This is a genomic window from Flavonifractor sp. HCP28S3_F3 (assembly GCF_052065355.1).
Taxonomy (GTDB): domain Bacteria; phylum Bacillota; class Clostridia; order Oscillospirales; family Oscillospiraceae; genus Flavonifractor.
In genome coordinates, this window is sequence record NZ_JBQHUF010000005.1 from 138,091 (window position 1) to 157,998 (window position 19,908).

Consider the following 19,908-nt stretch of genomic DNA (forward strand, 5'->3'; position numbering starts at 1 on the left):
AGGTTTGCGTTAAGATTGTCCTTACCAATGTGCGCAGTGTGTGGAGATGCGCTTGGAAAGGATGATCTTAGCTTGAAAATCATTATCGTTGGCGACGGCAAGGTGGGTTACACGCTGGCCGAGCACCTCTCTCAGGAGGAGCACGACGTCACGGTGATCGACACGGATGACGAGGCGCTCAAGCGGGCCTCCGACGCGCTGGACGTCATGTGTGTGAAAGGAAACGGCGCGTCTATCTCCGCCCTGGAGGAATCCGGCGTCCGTTCCGCAGACGTAGTCATTGCCGCCACCAACCTGGATGAGGTAAATATGGTCTGCTGCCTGACAGCCAAGCGGCTGGGCGCGAAATTCACCATCGCCCGGGTCCGCAACGTGGAATACGCAGCGGAGTTTTCCCATTTGAAGGACGAGCTGGGCATTGACCTGGTCATCAATCCGGAGAACGCCACGGCTGTGGAGATCTCCCGCCTGCTCCGCTTCCCCCCTGCCGCCAATATCGAGACCTTCTGCCGCGGCCGGGTGGAGCTCATTGGCTTCCGGGTCCGGGAAGGCGATTTCCTGGTGGGTACGCCCCTGTCCGCCCAGGGCCGCAAATTACAGGAGCTGTCCATGCTGCTGTGCGCGGCAGAGCGGGAAGACGGTGAGGTCATCATTCCCGACGGCTCCTTCGTACCCCGGGTGGGCGATCACCTCTATCTGGTAGGCGATCCCGTGGGTCTGACCTCCTTCTTCCGTCTGCTGGGCCGGCACACACCGAAAAGCAAGGACGTGCTGCTGGTGGGCGGCGGACGGATCGCCCACTATCTGGCGGTCATCCTCAACCGCATCGGCACGCGGGTCAAGATCATTGAGCGGAATATGGAGCGCTGCCGCCACCTGAGCGAGGTGCTGCCTCACACCATGATCCTGTGCGGGGACGGCACCGATCAGGATCTGCTGGAGCAGGAGAACGTCACCGCCTCCGACGCCTTCGTGGCCCTCACCGACCGGGACGAGGACAACCTGATCATCTCCCTCTACGCCATGCAGCAGGGCATCCCCAAGGTGGTGGCCAAGTGCAACCGGCAGAACTATGTGGGCATCGCCCACGCCGCCGGCCTGGACAGCATCATCTCTCCCAAGATGATCACCGCCAGCCACATCCTCCAGGTGGTCCGCGGCATGCAGAACTCCAAGGGCAGCGTGATGAACGCCCTGTACAAGATCGCCGACGGGCACGCCGAGGCTATGGAGTTCGTGGTCAACGACACCACTCACAACCTGGACATCCCCCTGCGGGACCTGCGGCTGAAAAAGGGCATCCTGATCGCGGTGCTGGTCCGCCAGGGCAAGATCATCATCCCCGACGGCTCCTCCGTCATCTCCTCCGGCGATATCGTGATCCTGATCTCCCGCAATCACGGCATCATGGACATCAACGATATCTTTGAGGATTCGCTGCTGGATATGGGGGCTGCTCAATGAACTTCAGACTGGTATTCAAGCTGACAGGCAAGACGCTGATGGTGGAAGCCTGTGCCATGCTGCTCCCCCTGATGGTCTGCCTGTATTACCGGGAAGATCCCCGCCCCTTTCTTATCACGATTCCGCTGCTGATCCTGGTCGGCGGGCTGCTCTCCATGCTGCGGAGCAACGACCACTTCTTTCCCCGGGAGGGCTTTTTCGCAGTAGCCTTGATCTGGCTGCTGGTCAGCGCCACAGGCGCCCTTCCCTTCTATTTCTCCGGCTACTTCCCCACCTATATCGACTGCTTTTTTGAGTCCGCCTCAGGCTTTACCACCACCGGCGCCTCCATCCTCACCGCAGTGGAGCCGCTGCCCAAGGGGATCCTGTTCTGGCGCTCCTTCATGCACTGGCTGGGCGGCATGGGCGTACTCATTCTCACCATTGCTCTGCTGCCCAGTCTGGGCTCCCGAACCCTCCACCTGATGAAGGCGGAGAGCCCCGGCCCTGTGGTCAGCAAGCTGGTCCCCAAAAGCAGCCAGTCCTCCAAGATCCTCTACGGCATCTACTGCGGCCTGACGGTCATCGAGATCGTCATCCTGCGCATTGCCGGCATGCCCTGGTATGACAGTATCGTGCACTCCTTCGGCACGGCAGGTACCGGCGGCTTCTCTATCAAAAACCTTTCCATCGGCGCTTACGGCAACCCTGCCTTTGAGATCATCATCACTATCTTCATGCTGCTGTTCTCGGTAAACTTTGCTCTCTATTTCCTGCTGCTGTGCGGCAAGGTAAAGCAGGTGTTCAAAAGCGACGAACTGCGCTTTTTCCTGGTGGTGGTCTTTGCAAGTATCGTCCTGATCTCCATTAACATCAGCAGTCTGTACGACACGATTGGAGAGGCGATCCGTCACGCAGCCTTCCAGGTAAGTACTATTATCTCTACCACCGGCTACGCCAGCACTGATTTCGACCAGTGGCCGGAGTTTTCCCGGGTCCTGCTGGTCCTGCTCATGTTCATCGGCGCCTGTGCCGGCTCCACCGGCGGCGCAATCAAATGCTCCCGGGTCCTGATCCTCCTGCGCTGCATCAGCCGCGAGGTCCGTCAGGTCATTCATCCCAGAGCGGTCAATGTGGTCAAGCTGGACGGCCACGTGCTGGAAGAGAGCTCCCTGCGCTCGGTCCACATCTTCTTCTCCGCTTACATGCTCATCACCCTGGGAGCCACACTTCTGGTCTCAGTGGACAATTTCTCCTTCGGTACCACCTTTACCGCAGTGGTGGCCTGTATCGGCAATATTGGCCCCGGCCTTGAAATGGTAGGCCCCATGGGCAATTACGCCGCCTTCTCCCTGTTTTCCAAAGCGATCCTCTCCCTCTGTATGATCGTGGGTCGTTTGGAAATACTTCCCATCTTAGTACTGTTTAGCGGAAATGCATGGAAACGCTCGTAAGACATAAGTAAACTTTGTGTAAAGCGTCAAATCCTAGGATTTGACGCTTTCTTATTTGCAATGGTACTTGCCAAAAGTGGGTGTCTTGCGTTAAAATCAACTTGACCGGAAAACCGGGAACCCTTGGGCTACAAGGGTTCCCGAACAACAAAGGAGTTGGGAAAGTTGTTGGAAAACCTGTTTTGGCTTGGCTTAGTAGGTGCTGCTATCGCACTAATCTTCGCCTTAGTGCAAGCAAAGAAGGTCTTAGCCTTCTCAGAGGGCACTGAACTGATGCAGAAACTGGCTGCATCCATCCGTAAAGGCGCTAACGCTTATCTTAAGCGCCAGTATACGACCGTCGCAAAGATCTTTATCATCGTCTTCGTGATTTTGCTCCTTTTGGCGTGGAGAGGCATGCTGGATAACTGGTTTATCCCCTTCGCTTTCCTCACCGGCGGCATTTATTCCGGCCTGGCGGGCTTCATCGGCATGAAGATCGCCACCTCCGCCAATGCCCGTACTGCCAACGCCGCTCATGAAAGCCTGAACCGGGGTCTGAACGTAGCCTTCTCCTCCGGCGCGGTCATGGGCTTCATTGTGGTAGGTCTGGGTCTGCTGGACGTGTCCATCTGGTTCCACATTCTGAAGTACATCGCCGGCTTCGAGGCCGCCAAGATCGCACAGACCATGGTTATGTTCGGCATGGGCGCCTCCTTCATGGCTCTGTTCGGCCGCGTGGGCGGCGGCATCTTCACCAAGGCCGCCGACGTAGGCGCCGACCTGGTGGGTAAGGTAGAGGCCGGTATCCCTGAGGATGACCCCCGCAACCCCGCTACCATCGCTGACAACGTGGGCGACAACGTGGGCGACGTGGCCGGCATGGGCGCCGACCTGTACGAGTCCTATGTTGGCTCCATTCTGGCTACCTTTGCTCTGGGCGCCGCCGCCTACAGCAGCGAGGGCATGGTCTGGAACGCTATGCTGCTCCCCCTAGTCATCGCCGTGGTGGGCGTCATCTGCTCCGTGCTGGGCACCTTCCTGATCCGCACCCGTGAGGACGCCACCCAGAAGTCTCTGCTGGCCACCCTCCGCAAGGGCACCTATACCGCCGCCGTGCTGGCCGCCATCATCGGCGCTCCCGTGACCTACCTCATCATGGGTTCCTGGGGCCCCTACATCGCCATCCTGGCTGGCCTGGTAGCCGGCTGCGCCATCGGCTACTTCACCGAGTACTACACCTCCGATACTTATAAGCCCACTCAGGGTCTGGCCGACTCCACCGAGACCGGCGCCGCCACCACCATCATCGGCGGTATCTCCCTGGGCATGCTGTCCACCGCCGCCCCCATCATCATCATCGGCATCGCCATCATCGTCTCCTTCCTGGCTGCCGGCGGCTCCCTGACTACCAGCGCTGACAACTACAGCGAGCTGTTCTCCAAGGGCCTGTACGGCATCGGCATCGCCGCCGTGGGCATGCTGTCCACCCTGGGCATCACCCTGGCTACCGACGCCTACGGCCCCGTGGCCGACAACGCCGGCGGTATCGCCGAGATGAGCGGCCTGGGCGAAGAGGTCCGTAACCGCACCGACGCCCTGGACTCCCTGGGCAACACCACCGCCGCCACCGGCAAGGGCTTCGCCATCGGCTCCGCCGCCCTCACCGCTCTGGCTCTGCTGGTCTCCTACGTGGACGTGGTTAAGGTCCGCATGGATCACGCTCCCGACCTGTCCCTCACCAATCCCGCCGTGCTGGTGGGCCTGTTCGTGGGCGCTATGCTCACCTTCGTCTTCGCCGCCCTCACCATGAGCGGCGTGCAGCGTGCCGCTCAGTCCATCGTGGTGGAGGTCCGCCGCCAGTTCCGCGAGATCTCCGGCATCATGGAAGGCAAGGCCGATCCCGACTACGCCTCCTGCGTGGACCTGTGCACCAAGGGCGCTCTGCATGAGATGGTTATCCCCTCTCTGCTGGCTATCATCGTTCCCGTCGTCACCGGCCTGATCCTGGGCGCGGAGGCTGTTGTGGGCCTGCTGGGCGGCGTTACCGTTACCGGCTTCGTAGTGGCCGTATTTATGTCCAACGCCGGCGGCGCCTGGGACAACGCCAAGAAGTACATTGAAGCCGGCCATCACGGCGGCAAGGGCTCCGACTGCCACAAGGCCGCTGTTATCGGCGACACCGTGGGCGATCCCTTCAAGGACACCTCCGGTCCCTCTCTGAACATCCTGATCAAGCTGTGCTCCACCGTTTCTATCGTGTTCTCCGGCCTGATCACCGCGGTTCACCTGTTCTAAGCATTCGCTTAAAGGCTCAGCCCATCCCTTAAGGGATGGGCTGAGCTTTTTTGATGGGATATAAAACAAAAACAACAAGGTCCCGCACCTTTTGGTACGGGACCTTGAATGTTTTTAGTAATACTTCTTGCGGTTCTTGCGGGCGGCCTCAGACTTCTTGCGGCGCTTGACGCTCGGGCTCTCGTAGTGCTCACGCTTGCGAACCTCGGCCAGCACACCAGACTTGGCGCAGCTGCGCTTGAAACGCTTCAGCGCGTTCTCCAAGGACTCGCCGTCCTTCACATGGACTTCCGACATTGATTTCCCCTCCCTCCGAAGCGGCGGGGTTCCACCGCCAAAGGGCCACATAGATATGGCTTTAACAGAACCATTGTATTCTATATTCGCCTAAATGTCAAGAGCGGATTTGGATTTCCCGTCTCTTTACTTGGCGATCAGGTTGACCAGCTTGTTGGGCACCAGAATGGTCTTCACCAGGTTCTTGTCCTCGGTGAACTTCTGCACCTTGGGATCGGCCAGGGCGGCGGCCACCACGGTGGCCTCGTCGCTGTCCATGGGCACGGTGATGGTGGCGCGCAGCTTGCCGCACACCTGGACGGCCATCTGCACCTCAGCGGCCACGGTCTTGCTCTCGTCGTAGGCGGGCCAGCTCTGCTGGCAGGCCATGCCGTCGGCGTTGAAGCCCAGAGTCTCCCACAGCTCCTCCACCATGTGGGGGGCGAAGGGAGAGAGCATCAGCAGCAGGGTCTTGTAGTCGCCCTTGGAGCAGCCGTTGGCGTAGAAGTCGTTGACCAGGGCCATGAGAGCGGCGATGGCAGTGTTGAACTTCATAGCCTCGATATCATCGGCCACCTTCTTGATGGCCTTGTGGATGGCGCTCTCGTTGGCAGGGGTGTACTCCATGGAATCGGTCAGGCTCTCGGACAGGTTCCACACACGGTCCAGGAAGCGCTTGCAGCCCTTCACCGCGTTGTCGCTCCAGGAGGCGGCCTTCTCAAAGTCGCCGATGAACATGATATAGGTGCGCATGGTGTCGGCGCCGTACTGGGCCACCACGTCGTTGGGGTTGACCACGTTGCCGCGGCTCTTGGACATCTTCTCGCCGCCCTCGCCCAGGATCATGCCGTGGGAGGTGCGCTTCTGGTAGGGCTCCTTGGTGGGCACCACGCCGATGTCGTAGAGGAACTTGTGCCAGAACCGGCTGTACAGCAGGTGCAGGGTGGTGTGCTCCATGCCGCCGTTGTACCAGTCCACGGGGCTCCAGTACTCCAGAGCCTCCTTGGAGGCCAGAGCCTTGTCGTTGTGGGGATCCATATACCGCAGGAAATACCAGCTGGAGCCGGCCCACTGGGGCATGGTATCGGTCTCACGCTTGGCGGGGCCGCCGCAGCAGGGGCAGGTGGTATTGACCCAGTCGGTCATCTTGGAGATGGGGGACTCGCCGTCGTCGGTGGGCTCGTAGGAATCCACGTCGGGCAGCAGCAGGGGCAGCTGATCCTCGGGCAGAGGCTGCCAGCCGCACTTGTCGCACCACACCATGGGGATGGGCTCGCCCCAGTAGCGCTGGCGGGAGAACACCCAGTCGCGGAGCTTGTAGTTCACCTTGGCGGCGCCGATGCCCTTCTCCTCCAGCCACTTGGTGATGACGGGGATGGCGTCCTTGACGGTCAGGCCGTTGAGGAAGTCGGAGTTGACCAGGATACCGGTCTCGTCCTTGGCGGTAAAGGCGGCCTTCTGCACATCCTCGCCGCCGGAGACCACCTCGATGATCTCGCAGCCGAACTTCTTGGCAAACTCCCAGTCGCGGTCATCGTGAGCGGGCACGGCCATGATGGCGCCGGTGCCGTAGGTGGCCAGCACGTAATCGGAGATGAAGATGGGGATTTCCTTGCCGTTGACGGGGTTGATACCCTTCACGCCGTCCAGGCACACACCGGTCTTTTCCTTGTTGAGCTCGGTGCGCTCCAGGTCGGACTTGGAGGCGGCGGCGGCCTGGTAGGCCTTCACCTCGTCGGCGTTGTTCAGCTTGCCGCTCTCCAGCCAGCCCTTCACCAGGGCGTGCTCGGGAGAGAGGACCATATAGGTGGCGCCGAACAGGGTGTCGGGACGGGTGGTGAACACCACGATGTCCTCGCCGGTGGTGGCCTTGAAGGTGACCTCGGCGCCGGTGGAGCGGCCGATCCAGTTCTTCTGCTGGGTCTTGACCCGCTCGATGAAGTCCAGGTCGTCCAGGTCGTCAATGAGCCGCTGAGCGTACTCGGTGATCTTCAGCATCCACTGGCTCTTCTCCTTGCGGATGACAGGAGAGCCGCAGCGCTCGCACACGCCCTCCACCACTTCCTCGTTGGCCAGCACGCACTTGCAGGAGGTGCACCAGTTCACGGGCATGGTGGTCTTGTAGGCCAGGCCGTGCTTATACAGCTGGAGGAAAATCCACTGGGTCCACTTGTAGTAGCTGGGGTCGGTGGTGTTGATGACACGGTCCCAGTCGAAGGAGTAGCCCAGCATATGCAGCTGCTTGGTGAAGTTCTCGATGTTGTCGTGGGTCACCTTGGCGGGATGGATGTGGTTCTTGATGGCGTAGTTCTCGGTGGGCAGACCGAAGGCGTCATAGCCCATGGGGAACAGCACATTATAGCCGTCCATCCGGCGCTTGCGGGCCACTACATCCATAGCGGTATAGGGCCGGGTGTGGCCCACGTGCAGGCCCTGTCCGGAGGGATAGGGGAACTCCACCAGAGCGTAGAACTTGGGCTTATCGCTGTGATCCTCACAGTGGAATGTATTTTCTTCCATCCACTTCTTCTGCCACTTGGGTTCGATGGCGGCAAAATCGTACTTCAAATCTCTCACGCTTTCCTTGTTATTGAAGTTCCCGTTTCATCAAAAAACGGGGAAATATCCAATCTAAGATATTATAATGGAAAGATTTCATGATTGCAAGTATCAGGAACAAAAAAGCATGAGCTAAGCTATTATGTTTCTGCTTCTGGTACTTATTCACCATGTCTGACCCAATTGACAGATAAAAGGCGCGTCCGCCGGAAAACCGGCTGACCCGCCTTTCTCAGCCTGTGCCTATGTTATATCATTGGGGATCCAGCCGGATGACCGCCTTCCGGCCCTCCAGCAGTTCGTACTCCGGAACAAAGAACCAGAGCTGAGCCACCTTGTCCACATCCCGCTGATAGGACGCTTCCGTCGGCGTGGAAATGACGGTGATTGTGCCGTCGCTCCGGTTTTTGATCTTCCTCACAAAAATATTGTCAAAGAGTTCATTGCCCTGGGAATCCAGGAAATAGACTCCGTTGCCCAGGCGGGCATACCAGGCGTTTACCGCCCCCACAGGCTGCATCTTCACGATAAGCTGTCCATCCACCGCCTCATAGCTGGCCGGAGCATAGCCGCCGTCCGGGTTATCTGTGTCGGTGGAGGGCAGCGAATCCACATCCACCACCTGCCGGGGAGCCTCTCCGCCCACCGGCGTGTTTGGGATGATCTCCAGGGTTTTCAGACCGCTCACGTCTCCATACAGCTCATAGACGCTGTCCACATAACCCTCCGGGTCCCAGTAATGGTTGATCACCACCTGGTCATAGGGGATATAGGTCCCGGTATCTCCATCCCGCAACACAAAGTCATACCATTCCCTGGCATTGGTATCCTTTTCTGCCCAACGCAGCCTAAGCAGAGTACCCAAAGGAGACCGGTTCAGTGAGACCGCCTCTACCTGTACCGGTTTTCCCCGCACTTGAGCGGAAAGGACGGCATCCAGTTCAAACTGCTCTCCCCGGATAGGGTCTACAGAAAAGGTCAGTGCCTTTTCCCATAACAGCGGAGCAGGCTCACCCGGCTCTGCTTCTCCATACCGGGCCAGCGCCAATTCCACCTGTTCCCCATCTTCCAGAGGCTCGCGCAGGAGAAAACGCCAGGCGCCGTACAGGGTATGGTCGTCAGCCAAGTACTCCTGATTTTCAAAGCTGTTGCCATAGCCCTCCATGGAAATATCCTCGCCGCCGGAGCGCAGAGTCATCCTGGGCGTATATCGCCATGTCTCGTCCTGAACATGCAAACAGTAAAAGATGGTACAAAATGTCCCGTCGGTTGCCACGCGATCCACCGTAAACACATCGCCGTTTTCCGCCGACACTGATGCCCCCACTGGTCGGGCACAGGCCTCATATACCTCGTTCATGCCCAGCATGGCATACTCGTTCTGCCCCTGTAGGAATTCAAAGACACCCATATAATAGGCCGCCGCTGTAATTGCCAACAGGCTGCACAACACTGCCGCCACTGTGAGTACCCGAAGTGTGTGACTGGCGGTTTTGACAGGCTCCGCTGTCATGAGCGCCACGATCTCCTCCTTCTTCTCCCGGCTGAGTACCACATGCTCCATCCCCTTTTTGTACTCCTGGCTAAACATATGCGTCGCCCTCCGTTTCTGAGAGAATCTGCCGAAGCATCTTTCTGGCCCGGCTCAGACGGGTGCGGATGCTCCCCTCCCGTTTGCCCAGTACCCGGGCTATCTCCGCCGTGCTCATATCCTCATAGTAGTAGAGGTGTACCACTACCCGATAGTCCTCCGGCAGCGCCGAAAGCACCTCACCCATATCCCCGGCCTCCCATTCAGGCGTGGTCATCTCCCCCGCTTCTTCCAGAGGTACCACACGCCTGCGCCAGGGAGATCGGTGCAGATCTCCCGCACAGTTGGCCGCCACCCGCAGCAACCAGGCCTTGCAGTGTTCCTCCTCCCGGAATGCGGGCGCTGCCCGTACCAGCTTCAGAAAGGTCTCCTGTGTGATGTCCTCCGCATCTTCCCGGCTCCCGGTCCTGGCATAGGCCAGACGGTACACCATGGTACCATACCGCTCCACCAGGCAGGCCGCTTCTTCCCTGTCCATACCCTCCCTCCTTTCACCTTTCTATAGAATACACGGTTTTGCACCGGAAAACGTTACAGCCAAAATGAAAAGCGCGCCCGCCGGTTTTCCGGCGGACGCGCTTTCACACACAGATTCAGTTTTCCGTCAGCACTTCGCTGAGGTCCACAGGGGTGGCGTCACCCCACAGGCGCTCCAGGTCGTAAAAGGCCCGGGCCTCCTCATTGAAAATGTGGACCACCACAGAGGAGAAGTCCAGCAGGATCCAGGTGCCGCCCCGGTGTCCCTCCACATGGTGGGGGGGCTCTCCGGCATCCTTGAGCATCTTCTCACAGACGTCGGCCAGGGCCTTGATCTGGGTGGAGGAAGTGGCGGAGCACAGTACGAAGTAGTCGGCCAGAGTGGTCAGGTGACCGGTCTCCAGCATCTTGATATCCTGACCCTTCTTGCTGTCCAGGGCTTTCACCGCGGCGAAGGCAATCTCTTTGGGCGTCATTTGCAACTCTCCTTTATGCCACGGGCTCCATGCCCGGGCCGTATTCAATATCTTCTGTAGGGACCGGTGTGGAAACCGGAGTGGGCGTAGGAGCCGGGGTCGGCGTCGCCACAGGGGTGGGGGCCGGCGTGGGGGTAGTCTCCGGGCTGCTGCTGGCCGCCGGGCTGGAGGACGGCTGAGCGCTGGCGGAAGCCGCAGGGCTCTCGGATGTCGCCGGGCTGCTGTTCACAGGCGTCTCAGAGGTCACCGGCGTGGGGGTAGAAGTGGGCTGGGTGCTGGGCTTGGTGGTGCTGGTGGAGCCGCCGGAAGAGCTGGAGGAGCTGTTCTTTGTCACCAGATCCAGGTCCTTCAGGGTGATCTCCTCGTCGTAGGGGTTGAAGCCGTCATTGACCACCTCCACGATCTCCTCCCCAACGGGCAGGACGTGGGCGCCGTCACCTGCGCTCTCATTGGGCAGGGTGATGAATTCCACCTGTTCCATGTCCAGTCCGCCGATGGCCGACTTACCGAAGTAGGCCATCTCGGGGATGGAGAGGTTAGTCACCACGTTCTGCTGGAAGATATTGATATACTCCATCAGATTGGGCAGCAGCACGGTGGGCTGAAGGCACTTTTCGATCACCGCTGTCATAAAGGCCTGCTGGGTCTTGATCCGGCCCAGATCACCGTCGGGATAACCGGGCAAAACATATTTGCCATTTACCCATTTCTTATTGTCGTGGCGGTAGCGCACCACGCCCATGGCCTGCTCTCCATTCAAAAGCTGATATCCCTTGGACAGATGGATATGCAGATCCTGAGTGGGGTCATCATAGTTCATGTCCCGGGGCACATCAAAGTAGACACCGCCGATGGCGTCCACCAGTTCGCCCACAGCGTCCCACTGAATGATGATATGGAAGTCGGGCACTACGCCGGTGAGCTCGCCTACTTCCTCTTTCAGTGCCTCGATGCCCTTTTCCCCTCCGCCGGCCCAGTTATAGACCGCGTTGATCAGCCGCCTGTCCCCGTCGTAGTACACAAAGGTGTCCCGGGGGATGCTCATGACGTTGAGGGTCTGGTTGGGCACATCGTAGGCTGCCAGCATCATAGTGTCCGTATTTCCGCCGCCGCCGGTGTCCTGGCCCACGATCAGGAAGGTATAGAACTGATCCTTCCGGTTGGCCGCCAAGCCCGGGATCTCCACTTGGATCTCATTTCCGTTTTCATCGATGATCGTAGTGGTCTGCGGCTTGGGCGTAACCTCCGGCGGCGAAGTCATCAGGAAAAATCCTGCGGTGCCCACCACGATGATAGCCGCAATGACGGTCAGTACAATAAAAACAATGCGCAGGATCTTCTGCTTCCGGGTCAACTGAGGCTTAGGCCGCTTTTTACGCCCGGAGCGGTGACTCACAGGTTCTTTCTTTTCCAGCCGGGCACCGCCCTGGGTACTTTTTCTGTGTTCCGGGTTCATGCTCTCATGGTTCCTTTCCGTTTTGTTTACTCCTCAGCCAATCCCTGGACCGCACTGTATTGATATGTACAGGCAGCCCCCTCTCTTCCATTTCCTGGATGCTCATTTCATTCCCCAGCAGCACCGCCTGGTCCAGGTCCTGATAAGCCAGCTCACGCAGGCGCTCCACCCCGGGGAAGTCCCGGTTTGGCTCCATGTAGTCGGCGATATAGAGGATCTTCTCCAGCAGGGTCATATCCGCCTTGCCGGTGGTATGCCAGAAGATGGCCTCATACACGTCGTCGTCCACTCCATACACGTCACGGGCCACACACGCACCCGTTTTGGCGTGCAGGAGCTTTACCGCCTGCCGCTCCAAGTCATCCAGTACGATACCATATTTCTCACATGTGCGCAACTGCTCCTCCATGTCCCAGTACTTGGTACAGTCGTGGAGGATGGCGCCCCGACGGGCCTTTTCCTCGTCGGCGCCCCAGCGGCGGGCCAGCCGTACCGCCTCCTCCTCCGTGCCCTTTACGTGGGCGATCCGCTTGGCGCGGATCATGGAGTAGGAACAGGCACGCAGTTCCCGGTCGGGCAGATGCTTCAGATCCAGATGGACCCCGTAGAGCCCGTGGCGGATGATGTAGCCGTACACCGCCGGAGCCAGATACTCCTGCCCTTTGCCCTGGGCCAGCAGCTCCCGCAGCTGGGTGGAGGACACGTCCACAATGTGGGGCAGCTGGAGCACACAGGTGCGGGCTCCAAAGGTCTTTTGCAGGTATTCCGCCTGGATGGCCAGAGCCTCCCCGCTGTCCGACTGGGTTCGTGCAAAGGTGCACAGCCCCGCCAGACGGGTGATGGTCTCCGGATCATGCCAGTTTTGCAGGGTGAGGAACATATCGGTGCCCATCAGCAGCCACAGCTCCGCCGAAGGGTCCTTTTCCTTGAGCTGCTCCAATGTGTCGGCAGTATAGCTTTTCCCGGAGCGGTCCAGCTCCATACCGCTTACCTTCACCTTCTTCGGCTGGAGCAGTCCGTCCGCCGCCAGGGCTGTCATCTCCAGCCGCTGTTTCGGAGTAGGGCCGCCGGCAGGCAGCGCTTTGTGGGGCGGCGTCGCCGCCGGAACGAAGCGCAGCTCGTCCAGCTTCAGGGCGTCCAGCGCGAACTGAGCCGCCGCCAGATGTCCCAGGTGGGGGGGATTGAAGGTACCGCCGTAGATGCCCAGCTTCATGCTAAGACCTCCCCGTTTTATTTGCCTTTCTTGGCAGATATCAGAACGATCCGGTCCTTCTTCTCCTTATTATGGGTTGGACGATACAAAACGAATTTTGTTCCAATGACCTGCACCACCTCGCTGCGGGTGGCTTTTGCCAGTTCCTCGGCGGCCTCCCGGCTGGTGAGCATGCAGTTCTCCAGCACCTTGCCCTTAATGAGCTCCCGGGCCTCCAGGGCGTCGTCCGCCTGCTTCACCAGGTTGGCGCCGATGCCGTCCTTGCCGATGTGGATGATGGTATCAATGCTGTTGGCCAGGCCCCGCAGCTGGGCCCGCTGTTTACTGGTCAGTTCCATTCAGATAGTTCTCCAATTCTGTCTTGAATTTTTTCAGGGCGTTGCCCCGGTGGGAAATCGCGTTCTTCTCCTCTGCAGTCAGCTCCGCAAAGGTCTTTTTCAGGCCGGGGATGAAAAACACCGGGTCGTAACCGAAGCCGCCCTCACCCTTAGGCGCGTAGGCGATGGTGCCGGGGCACTCGCCTCTGGCCTCCACCTTGTCCCCGTTGGGGAAGCAGCAGCAGATGGCGGAGACGAATTTGCCCCGCCGGTCCAGCTGACCCCGCAGGTTGTTCAGCAGCAGCTGATACCGGCCCTTGTCGTCCAGCTCCGGGCCGCCGTAGCGGGCGGAATACACGCCGGGGGCGCCGTTGAGGGCATCCACGCACAGGCCGGAGTCGTCGGCGATGGCGGGCAGGCCGGAGACCTCGCACACGGCGTGGGCCTTCAGATAGGCGTTTTCCTCAAAGGTGGCGCCTGTCTCCTCCACGTCCACATCCACGCCCACGTCGGACTCCAGGACCACCTCCACCCCCAGCTGGGAGAGGATGTCCTTCATTTCCACCAGCTTATGGGCGTTCTTGCTGGCCAATACCATTTTCATATGCTCAACCTCCCAGAACAGCCTTCTGGATGGCCTGCACTTCCCGGATGCCCTTGGCGCACAGGTCCACCAGGGCCTGCTGCTCGGCGATGGTAAAGGTCCGGCCCTCGCCGGTGCCCTGGATCTCCACCAGCTCCCCTTCCCCGGTCATCACGCAGTTCAGGTCCACCTGGGCAGCGGAGTCCTCCTCATAGCACAGATCCAGCAAAAGCTGGTCGTCCACGATACCGGCGGAAATGGCAGCCACGCAGGTCTTGAGGGGCATGCTCTCCAGCACGCCCTCCTCCACCAGCTTGTGGAGCGCCAGGCTCAGGGCCACAAAGCCGCCGGTGACGCTGGCGGTACGGGTACCGCCGTCGCCCTGGAGCACGTCACAGTCCACGGTGATGGTGCGCTCACCCAGCTTTTTCATATCCACGCAGGCACGGAGAGACCGGCCCACCAGCCGCTGGATCTCCGCGGAGCGGGGAGACAGCTTCAGCTTGGCAATGTCCCGCTTGGAGCGCTCCCGGTTGGCACGGGGCAGCATGGAGTATTCGGCGGTGACCCAGCCCTCGCCCTCGGCCACATGGGGAGGCGTACGCTCCTCCACGCTGGCGCAGCACAGCACCTGGGTATTGCCGCAGCGGATCAGGCAGGAGCCCTCCGCGAACTTGTTGAAATTGGGGATGATCTCAATGGGCCGCAGCTGATCGTTGGCCCGTCCGTCAATTCTAGCCATGTCAGATAACCTCCATTAAATCAGTGCTTCCACAAAGGCCTCGGCCTCGAAGGGCATCAGGTCGTCGATACCCTCGCCCACGCCGATATACTTCACCGGAACCTGGAGCTCCTGGGCGATAGCGATGACGATGCCGCCCTTGGCGGAGCCGTCCAGCTTGGTGAGGACGATGCCGGTGATGCCGGCGGCCTCCTTGAACTGCTTGGCCTGGATCAGGCCGTTCTGGCCGGTGGTGGCGTCCAGCACCAGCAGGGTCTCCCGGTCGCAGCCGGGCAGCTCCCGGTCCACCACGCGGGAGATCTTGTTCAGCTCATTCATCAGGTTCTGCTTGTTGTGCAGCCGCCCGGCGGTGTCAATCAGGATCACGTCAGTGCCCCGGGCCTTGGCAGCGCTGAGGGCGTCAAACACCACGGCGGCGGGGTCGGCACCCTCATGCTGGCGCACCAGGTCCACGCCCGCCCGGCCGCTCCAGATCTCCAGCTGGTCGGCGGCGGCGGCCCGGAAGGTGTCGGCGGCAGCCAGCAGCACCCGCTTGCCCTCTCCCTTCATTCGGGAGGCCAGCTTGCCGATGGTGGTGGTCTTGCCCACACCGTTCACTCCGATGAACAGCGCCACGGAGGGGGTGGTGGTCAGGTGCAAACCGGGTTCACCCACCTGGAGCATCTCGGTCAGCACCCGCCGCAGGCAGGCCCGGGCGGAATCCATATCCTTGATCTTTTCCTCTTTTACTCGACGGCGGAGCTCCTCCACCGCCTTTAGCGTGGTGTCAACTCCCATGTCTCCCAGGATGAGGGTTTCCTCCAGCTCGTCATAGAAATCGTCGTTCAGTTCCCCGGCGAACAGCTGGTCGAAGGAATGTCCGATGTTTTCCTTGGTGCGGGTCAGACCCGCCTTGATCTTGTCAAAAAAGCCCATGTGGTCCAAATTCCTTTCTTATTCAATCGGCCGCTTGCAGTTGGGGCACTTGTCTGTCTTGCTGACCCCCAAAAAGGCCCCGCAGTCCGGGCAGCGCCAGTACAGGTGCAGGATACCGACAGCCACGGCGATCAGCACCAGGCCCGCCACAAACAGCAGGATGAATTGGGTGATCAGCGCCAGGCAGACCAGCAGCGCCGCCACGATGGACATGCGCTCCATGATCTTGCGTGCCTTATATGCTCGCTCCATTTCCAACGCTCCTTACTTAATGTTCAGTTCCTTTTCTACATCATTCAGATTGATGGTCAGCAGGCGGCTGATGCCCTGCTCCTTCGTCGGCCCAAAGTCCGCTCCGCTCGAAACACCCGCCAGCGGGCATTTCTCGCCCGCTCCCTTGTGCCTCCTCTCCCCGGCAAACCCGCTGCGCTGGGCTTTGCCGGGGTTGGGCGGAAAACGCAGGTTTGCGCGCTGACCCACGACCTATCTTACTTAATGTTCAGTTCCTTTTCCACATCATTCAGATTAATAGTCAAAAGTCGGCTGATGCCCTGCTCCTGCATGGTAACGCCGTACAGCACGTCGGCCTCCTCCATGGTGCCGCGGCGGTGGGTGATGACGATGAACTGGGTCTTGTCCGCCATCTGGCGCATGTAGTTGGCAAAGCGCACCACGTTGGCATCGTCCAGGGCGGCCTCGATCTCGTCCATCACCACGAAGGGGGTGGGCCGCACCTTGAGGATGGCGAAGTACAATGCAATGGCCACAAAGGCCTTCTCGCCGCCGGAGAGCAGGGAGAGCACCTTCAGGGCCTTGCCGGGAGGCTGGACCTTGATCTCAATGCCGCAGTTCAGGATATCGTCCGGGTCTTCCAACTCCAGGGTGGCCTTGCCGCCCCGGAAGAGCTCCACAAAGGTATGCTGGAAAGCCTCATTGAGCAGGGCGAACTGGGCGGAGAAGATATTCCGCATCTCCTCAGTGATGCCTGCGATGATATCTTCCAGCTCCTTTTTGGAGCGGGTCACGTCGTCCCGCTGGTCGGTGAGGTAGGTATACCGCTCGTTGATACGCTCGAACTCCTCGATGGCGTCCAGGTTGATGTTGCCCAGAGAGGAGATGGAGCGTTTCAGCTCCCCTACCCGGCGCTGGGCCTTGGGGACACTCTCCAATTCCACCCGCTGGGCCCTGGCCGCCTCGTGGGACAGCTCGTAGGTCTCCCACAGCTTGTCCAGCAGATTCTTTTCTTCCATGGCAGCGGCGGCCTTCTTCTGTTCTAAGACGGAGACCTCCCGCTGTAAGTTTAACAATTCGCTGTTTTTGTCCCGGGCCTCTTTGTCGGCCTGGTTCCGCTGGGCCTCCAGGGCCAGTTTCTCCTCGTTGATGCGGGTGATGGACGCCTGCTGGTCCTCGTTCTCCCGGCGGAGGGCCTGGAGTGCCCGCTCCTTCTCCCCGATCTGGGCCTGGAGCCCGTCGTTCTTCTCCTGGAAGGAGTCCAGCATTTTCTGCCGCTCCGCCCGGTCGCCGGTCAGGTCGGCTTTCAAAGCCTCCAGCTCGTCCAGGGACTTTTTGGAGGCCTGCTCCTCCGCCTCCAAGGCGGCCAGGCTGACATTCAGCTCGGCAATGGCCTCCCCGATAGCGGCTGCCTGCTCCTGCATGGCGCTCTGGCCCTGAGCCTTGCCCTCGGCCTCGGCCCGCAGGGCGGCGGCGGAGCCCTCCAGCTCCTGGATGCGCTGCCGGGCGGCCTGGATATCGGTCTCGGTCTGGGCAGACCGGGCCTGGACCTGGCGCAGCTCCTCCTGCTGGCCGGAGCGCTGGCGCTCCAGGTCGGCAAGCTGGCTGTCCAGGTGGCTCAGCCGCTCCTTCAGCTGGAGGATGTCGTCCTCATGCCGGCGCTGCTGGCCCTGGGCAGTCTCCAATTCGTAGGCGGCGGCGGTGGCCTCCCGCTTGGCTTCCTCCATGGCACGGGCGGCCTCAGCCAGCTGCTGAGTGACGCCCCCCGCCTGCTGGTTCAACCGTTCCAGCTCGTTGGCTCGGCTCAGGATGCCCGCGCTGCGGGACACCGAGCCGCCGGTCATGGAGCCGCCGGGGTTGAGCACCTGGCCGTCCAGGGTGACGATTTTAAATCGATAGCTGTATTTCCGGGCCATGGCGATGGCCTTGTCCATATCCTCGGCCACCACCGTGCGGCCCAGCAGATTGGAAAAGACCTTCTCATACCGTGCATCGAACTGGATCAGCTCGTTGCCCAGGCCCACAAAGCCGGGCTCCTTCCGCACGCCCTGATCCCGGAAGTCGGAGGGGCGCATGGAGGTGAGCGGCAGGAAGGTGCTCCGGCCTCCGTCCCGGCGCTTCAGGTACTGGATGGCGGCCTTGCCGTCCTCCTCCCGCTCCACCACGATGTGCTGCATGGCGCCGCCCAGGGCGGTCTCGATGGCCACGGCGCAGGCGTCCGGCACATGAATGAGTCCGGCCACCGGGCCGTGGATACCTCTGAGCTGGCCCTTCTTGGACTCCCCCATCACCAGCTTGACCGCTTTGGAGTAGCCCTCATACATCTTCTCCATTTCGGAGAGCATGTGGATGCGGGAGCGGATGGCGTTCTCCTCCATCTGGAGCTTGACGTGGCGCTCCTCCGCTTCCTTGGCCTTCTTTTGGCGGGATTCCACCCGCAGGCTGTAGCCGTTGATGATATTTTGCAGGCTTTCCCGGTCCTCCTGGGCCTTGTCCAGGGCGGCGGCGGCCTCCTTGCGGGTCTCTCGGGTCTCGTTCAGCCGGTCCTCACCGGCGGAGAGCTCCTGCCGCAGACTCTCGTCCCGGTCCAGCAGCTCCTGCTCGGCGGCAGCCAGGGCGGACAGCAGAGCCTTGGCGTCGGCGGCGGAGGCAGTCTCCATGGACTCCTTCTGCCGCAGCTGCTCCAGCTCGTCAGCCAGGCTGCCGGCGGAATGGGCGGCCTGACGGGCCTCCTGCTGGCGTTCCTCTAGCTGGGTTTGCAGCTTGGCCCGCTGCTCCTCCAGCTCCGCCAGGCGTTTCCGGCGGTCGTCGATCTGGGCAGCCACCGAGTCGGCCCGGCCCTCCTGCTGGTCCAGCTCCCGCTGGATGCGGTCCCGGTTCTCCAGGTTGTTCTGAATATTGGTTTTCAGTACGGCGATGGCGTTTTCCAGGCTGTTGGCGTCGGCCTGCTTCTGCATCATCTGGAACCGGACGCCCTCAGCCTCCACGTCCTTGTCCCGCATTTTTGCGGAAAAATCCTCCGCCGCGGCGTAGAGCTTCTCTACCTTGACCTGGGCCTCCTCCTTCTGGCGGACGGCGTTCTCAAAGTCGGACAGGGTCTTGATGGCACCCGCCCGGATCTTCTCCAGCTGGTCCAGCCACAGGGAGATCTCCAAACCCCGCAGCTCGTCCCGGAGGATAAGGAACTTCTTGGCCTTCTCACTCTGGTTGCGCAGGGGCTCCACCTGGAGCTCCAGCTCGTCGATCTTGTCGGTAATGCGCACCAGATTCTCCTGGGTGCGCTCCAGCTTGCGCTCGGCCTCCTCCTTCCGGTGGCGGAAGCGGGAGATGCCGGCGGCCTCCTCAAAGATCTCCCGGCGATCGCCGCTCTTTACCGACAGGATCTCGTCAATGCGGCCCTGACCGATGATGGAGTAGCCCTCACGGCCCAGACCGGTGTCCATGAACAGCTCGTTCACGTCCTTCAGGCGGACGGAACGGCGGTTGATGTAGTATTCGCTCTCCCCGGAGCGGTAGTACCGCCGGGTGACCATGACCTCGCTCTCCTCCAGGGGGAACAGGTGGTCGGTGTTGTCCAGTACCAGGGAGACCTCGGCAAAGCCCTGCTGCTTGCGCAGCGCGGTGCCGCCGAAGATCACGTCCTCCATTTTTCCGCCCCGGAGGGCCTTGGTGGACTGCTCACCCATGACCCAGCGGATGGCGTCAGAGATATTCGATTTTCCGCTGCCGTTGGGGCCCACGATGGCGGTGATATCCTCCCCGAAGGAGAGCACCGTCTTGTCGGGAAACGACTTGAATCCCTGGATCTCCAGCGCTTTTAAATACAAAGCACGCACCTCGCCGCAAACTTACTTCTGAATAAAATATTATATCAAGAAATGAACCTTATTGCAAATCC

Annotated in this window: 17 protein-coding genes; 3 read left to right on the forward strand and 14 right to left on the reverse strand. The window is 60.5% G+C overall.

The features are described from left to right. The first annotated feature begins 72 nt into the window (after positions 1-72). The 3 genes from trkA (at position 73) to ACTNB1_RS06890 (ending at position 5,174) form a co-directional block, all read left to right on the forward strand. Entirely contained in the window at positions 73-1,464 is a 1,392-nt protein-coding gene (gene trkA / locus ACTNB1_RS06880) for a Trk system potassium transporter TrkA (protein ID WP_441168518.1), read from the forward strand. Continuing rightward, positions 1,461-2,897, forward strand: coding sequence for a TrkH family potassium uptake protein (locus ACTNB1_RS06885; RefSeq protein WP_441168519.1), 1,437 nt, complete (start codon positions 1,461-1,463; stop codon positions 2,895-2,897). The genes trkA and ACTNB1_RS06885 overlap by 4 nt, the downstream gene beginning before the upstream one ends. 168 nt (positions 2,898-3,065) lie before the next feature. Then, positions 3,066-5,174, forward strand: coding sequence for a sodium-translocating pyrophosphatase (locus ACTNB1_RS06890; RefSeq protein WP_441168520.1), 2,109 nt, complete (start codon positions 3,066-3,068; stop codon positions 5,172-5,174). A gap of 114 nt (positions 5,175-5,288) precedes the next feature. Here ACTNB1_RS06890 and rpsU read toward each other — a convergent pair whose 3' ends face one another. From rpsU to smc, 14 genes are all read right to left on the reverse strand, one after another. After that, positions 5,289-5,471: a 30S ribosomal protein S21 gene (rpsU, locus tag ACTNB1_RS06895; protein ID WP_009259223.1), complete on the reverse strand. Its 183-nt coding sequence runs from the start codon at positions 5,469-5,471 to the stop codon at positions 5,289-5,291. Between the two features lie 126 nt (positions 5,472-5,597). After that, positions 5,598-8,018: a leucine--tRNA ligase gene (gene leuS, locus ACTNB1_RS06900; RefSeq protein ID WP_441168591.1), complete on the reverse strand. Its 2,421-nt coding sequence runs from the start codon at positions 8,016-8,018 to the stop codon at positions 5,598-5,600. A 244-nt stretch (positions 8,019-8,262) separates the two neighbouring features. Further along, positions 8,263-9,600 (reverse strand): DUF4179 domain-containing protein, encoded by a 1,338-nt coding sequence (locus tag ACTNB1_RS06905; protein WP_441168521.1) that lies wholly within the window; start codon positions 9,598-9,600, stop codon positions 8,263-8,265. Continuing rightward, positions 9,593-10,078 carry an RNA polymerase sigma factor gene (locus ACTNB1_RS06910; RefSeq protein ID WP_441168522.1) on the reverse strand — a complete coding sequence of 162 codons (486 nt, stop codon included), beginning with the start codon at positions 10,076-10,078 and terminating at the stop codon, positions 9,593-9,595. Before ACTNB1_RS06910 ends, ACTNB1_RS06905 begins: the two co-directional genes overlap by 8 nt. 115 nt (positions 10,079-10,193) lie before the next feature. Further along, positions 10,194-10,553: a ribosome silencing factor gene (gene rsfS / locus ACTNB1_RS06915; protein WP_441168523.1), complete on the reverse strand. Its 360-nt coding sequence runs from the start codon at positions 10,551-10,553 to the stop codon at positions 10,194-10,196. A gap of 13 nt (positions 10,554-10,566) precedes the next feature. Continuing rightward, positions 10,567-12,009, reverse strand: a complete 1,443-nt coding sequence (locus tag ACTNB1_RS06920) for an LCP family glycopolymer transferase (RefSeq protein WP_441168524.1) — start codon at positions 12,007-12,009, stop codon at positions 10,567-10,569. A gap of 4 nt (positions 12,010-12,013) precedes the next feature. Beyond that, positions 12,014-13,222, reverse strand: coding sequence for a nicotinate (nicotinamide) nucleotide adenylyltransferase (gene nadD / locus ACTNB1_RS06925; RefSeq protein ID WP_441168525.1), 1,209 nt, complete (start codon positions 13,220-13,222; stop codon positions 12,014-12,016). Positions 13,223-13,239: 17 nt separating this feature from the next. Beyond that, entirely contained in the window at positions 13,240-13,560 is a 321-nt protein-coding gene (gene yhbY / locus ACTNB1_RS06930) for a ribosome assembly RNA-binding protein YhbY (RefSeq protein ID WP_441168526.1), read from the reverse strand. Then, a complete protein-coding gene (locus ACTNB1_RS06935) occupies positions 13,544-14,143 on the reverse strand; it encodes an XTP/dITP diphosphatase (RefSeq protein ID WP_441168527.1) in 600 nt (199 codons plus the stop codon). The genes yhbY and ACTNB1_RS06935 overlap by 17 nt, the downstream gene beginning before the upstream one ends. 4 nt (positions 14,144-14,147) lie before the next feature. Next, a complete protein-coding gene (rph, locus tag ACTNB1_RS06940) occupies positions 14,148-14,864 on the reverse strand; it encodes a ribonuclease PH (RefSeq protein ID WP_441168528.1) in 717 nt (238 codons plus the stop codon). Positions 14,865-14,879: 15 nt separating this feature from the next. Next, positions 14,880-15,779: a signal recognition particle-docking protein FtsY gene (ftsY, locus tag ACTNB1_RS06945; protein ID WP_441168529.1), complete on the reverse strand. Its 900-nt coding sequence runs from the start codon at positions 15,777-15,779 to the stop codon at positions 14,880-14,882. 18 nt (positions 15,780-15,797) lie between these two features. Beyond that, entirely contained in the window at positions 15,798-16,031 is a 234-nt protein-coding gene (locus ACTNB1_RS06950; protein WP_441168530.1) for a hypothetical protein, read from the reverse strand. Between the two features lie 12 nt (positions 16,032-16,043). Then, complete coding sequence (locus ACTNB1_RS06955; protein ID WP_441168531.1) at positions 16,044-16,259, reverse strand: hypothetical protein; 216 nt, start codon at positions 16,257-16,259, stop codon at positions 16,044-16,046. 8 nt (positions 16,260-16,267) lie between these two features. Further along, complete coding sequence (gene smc, locus ACTNB1_RS06960) at positions 16,268-19,846, reverse strand: chromosome segregation protein SMC (protein ID WP_441168532.1); 3,579 nt, start codon at positions 19,844-19,846, stop codon at positions 16,268-16,270. Positions 19,847-19,908: the final 62 nt, after the last annotated feature.

Coding starts and splice junctions, on each gene's coding strand:
- ACTNB1_RS06885 (WP_441168519.1), top strand. CDS start 1,461: ATGAACTTCAGACTGGTATTCAAGCTGACAGGCAAGACGCTGATGGTG.
- rpsU (WP_009259223.1), bottom strand. CDS start 5,471: ATGTCGGAAGTCCATGTGAAGGACGGCGAGTCCTTGGAGAACGCGCTG.
- ACTNB1_RS06905 (WP_441168521.1), bottom strand. CDS start 9,600: ATGTTTAGCCAGGAGTACAAAAAGGGGATGGAGCATGTGGTACTCAGC.
- ACTNB1_RS06910 (WP_441168522.1), bottom strand. CDS start 10,078: ATGGACAGGGAAGAAGCGGCCTGCCTGGTGGAGCGGTATGGTACCATG.
- rsfS (WP_441168523.1), bottom strand. CDS start 10,553: ATGACGCCCAAAGAGATTGCCTTCGCCGCGGTGAAAGCCCTGGACAGC.
- ACTNB1_RS06920 (WP_441168524.1), bottom strand. CDS start 12,009: ATGAACCCGGAACACAGAAAAAGTACCCAGGGCGGTGCCCGGCTGGAA.
- nadD (WP_441168525.1), bottom strand. CDS start 13,222: ATGAAGCTGGGCATCTACGGCGGTACCTTCAATCCCCCCCACCTGGGA.
- yhbY (WP_441168526.1), bottom strand. CDS start 13,560: ATGGAACTGACCAGTAAACAGCGGGCCCAGCTGCGGGGCCTGGCCAAC.
- ACTNB1_RS06935 (WP_441168527.1), bottom strand. CDS start 14,143: ATGAAAATGGTATTGGCCAGCAAGAACGCCCATAAGCTGGTGGAAATG.
- rph (WP_441168528.1), bottom strand. CDS start 14,864: ATGGCTAGAATTGACGGACGGGCCAACGATCAGCTGCGGCCCATTGAG.
- ftsY (WP_441168529.1), bottom strand. CDS start 15,779: ATGGGCTTTTTTGACAAGATCAAGGCGGGTCTGACCCGCACCAAGGAA.
- ACTNB1_RS06950 (WP_441168530.1), bottom strand. CDS start 16,031: ATGGAGCGAGCATATAAGGCACGCAAGATCATGGAGCGCATGTCCATC.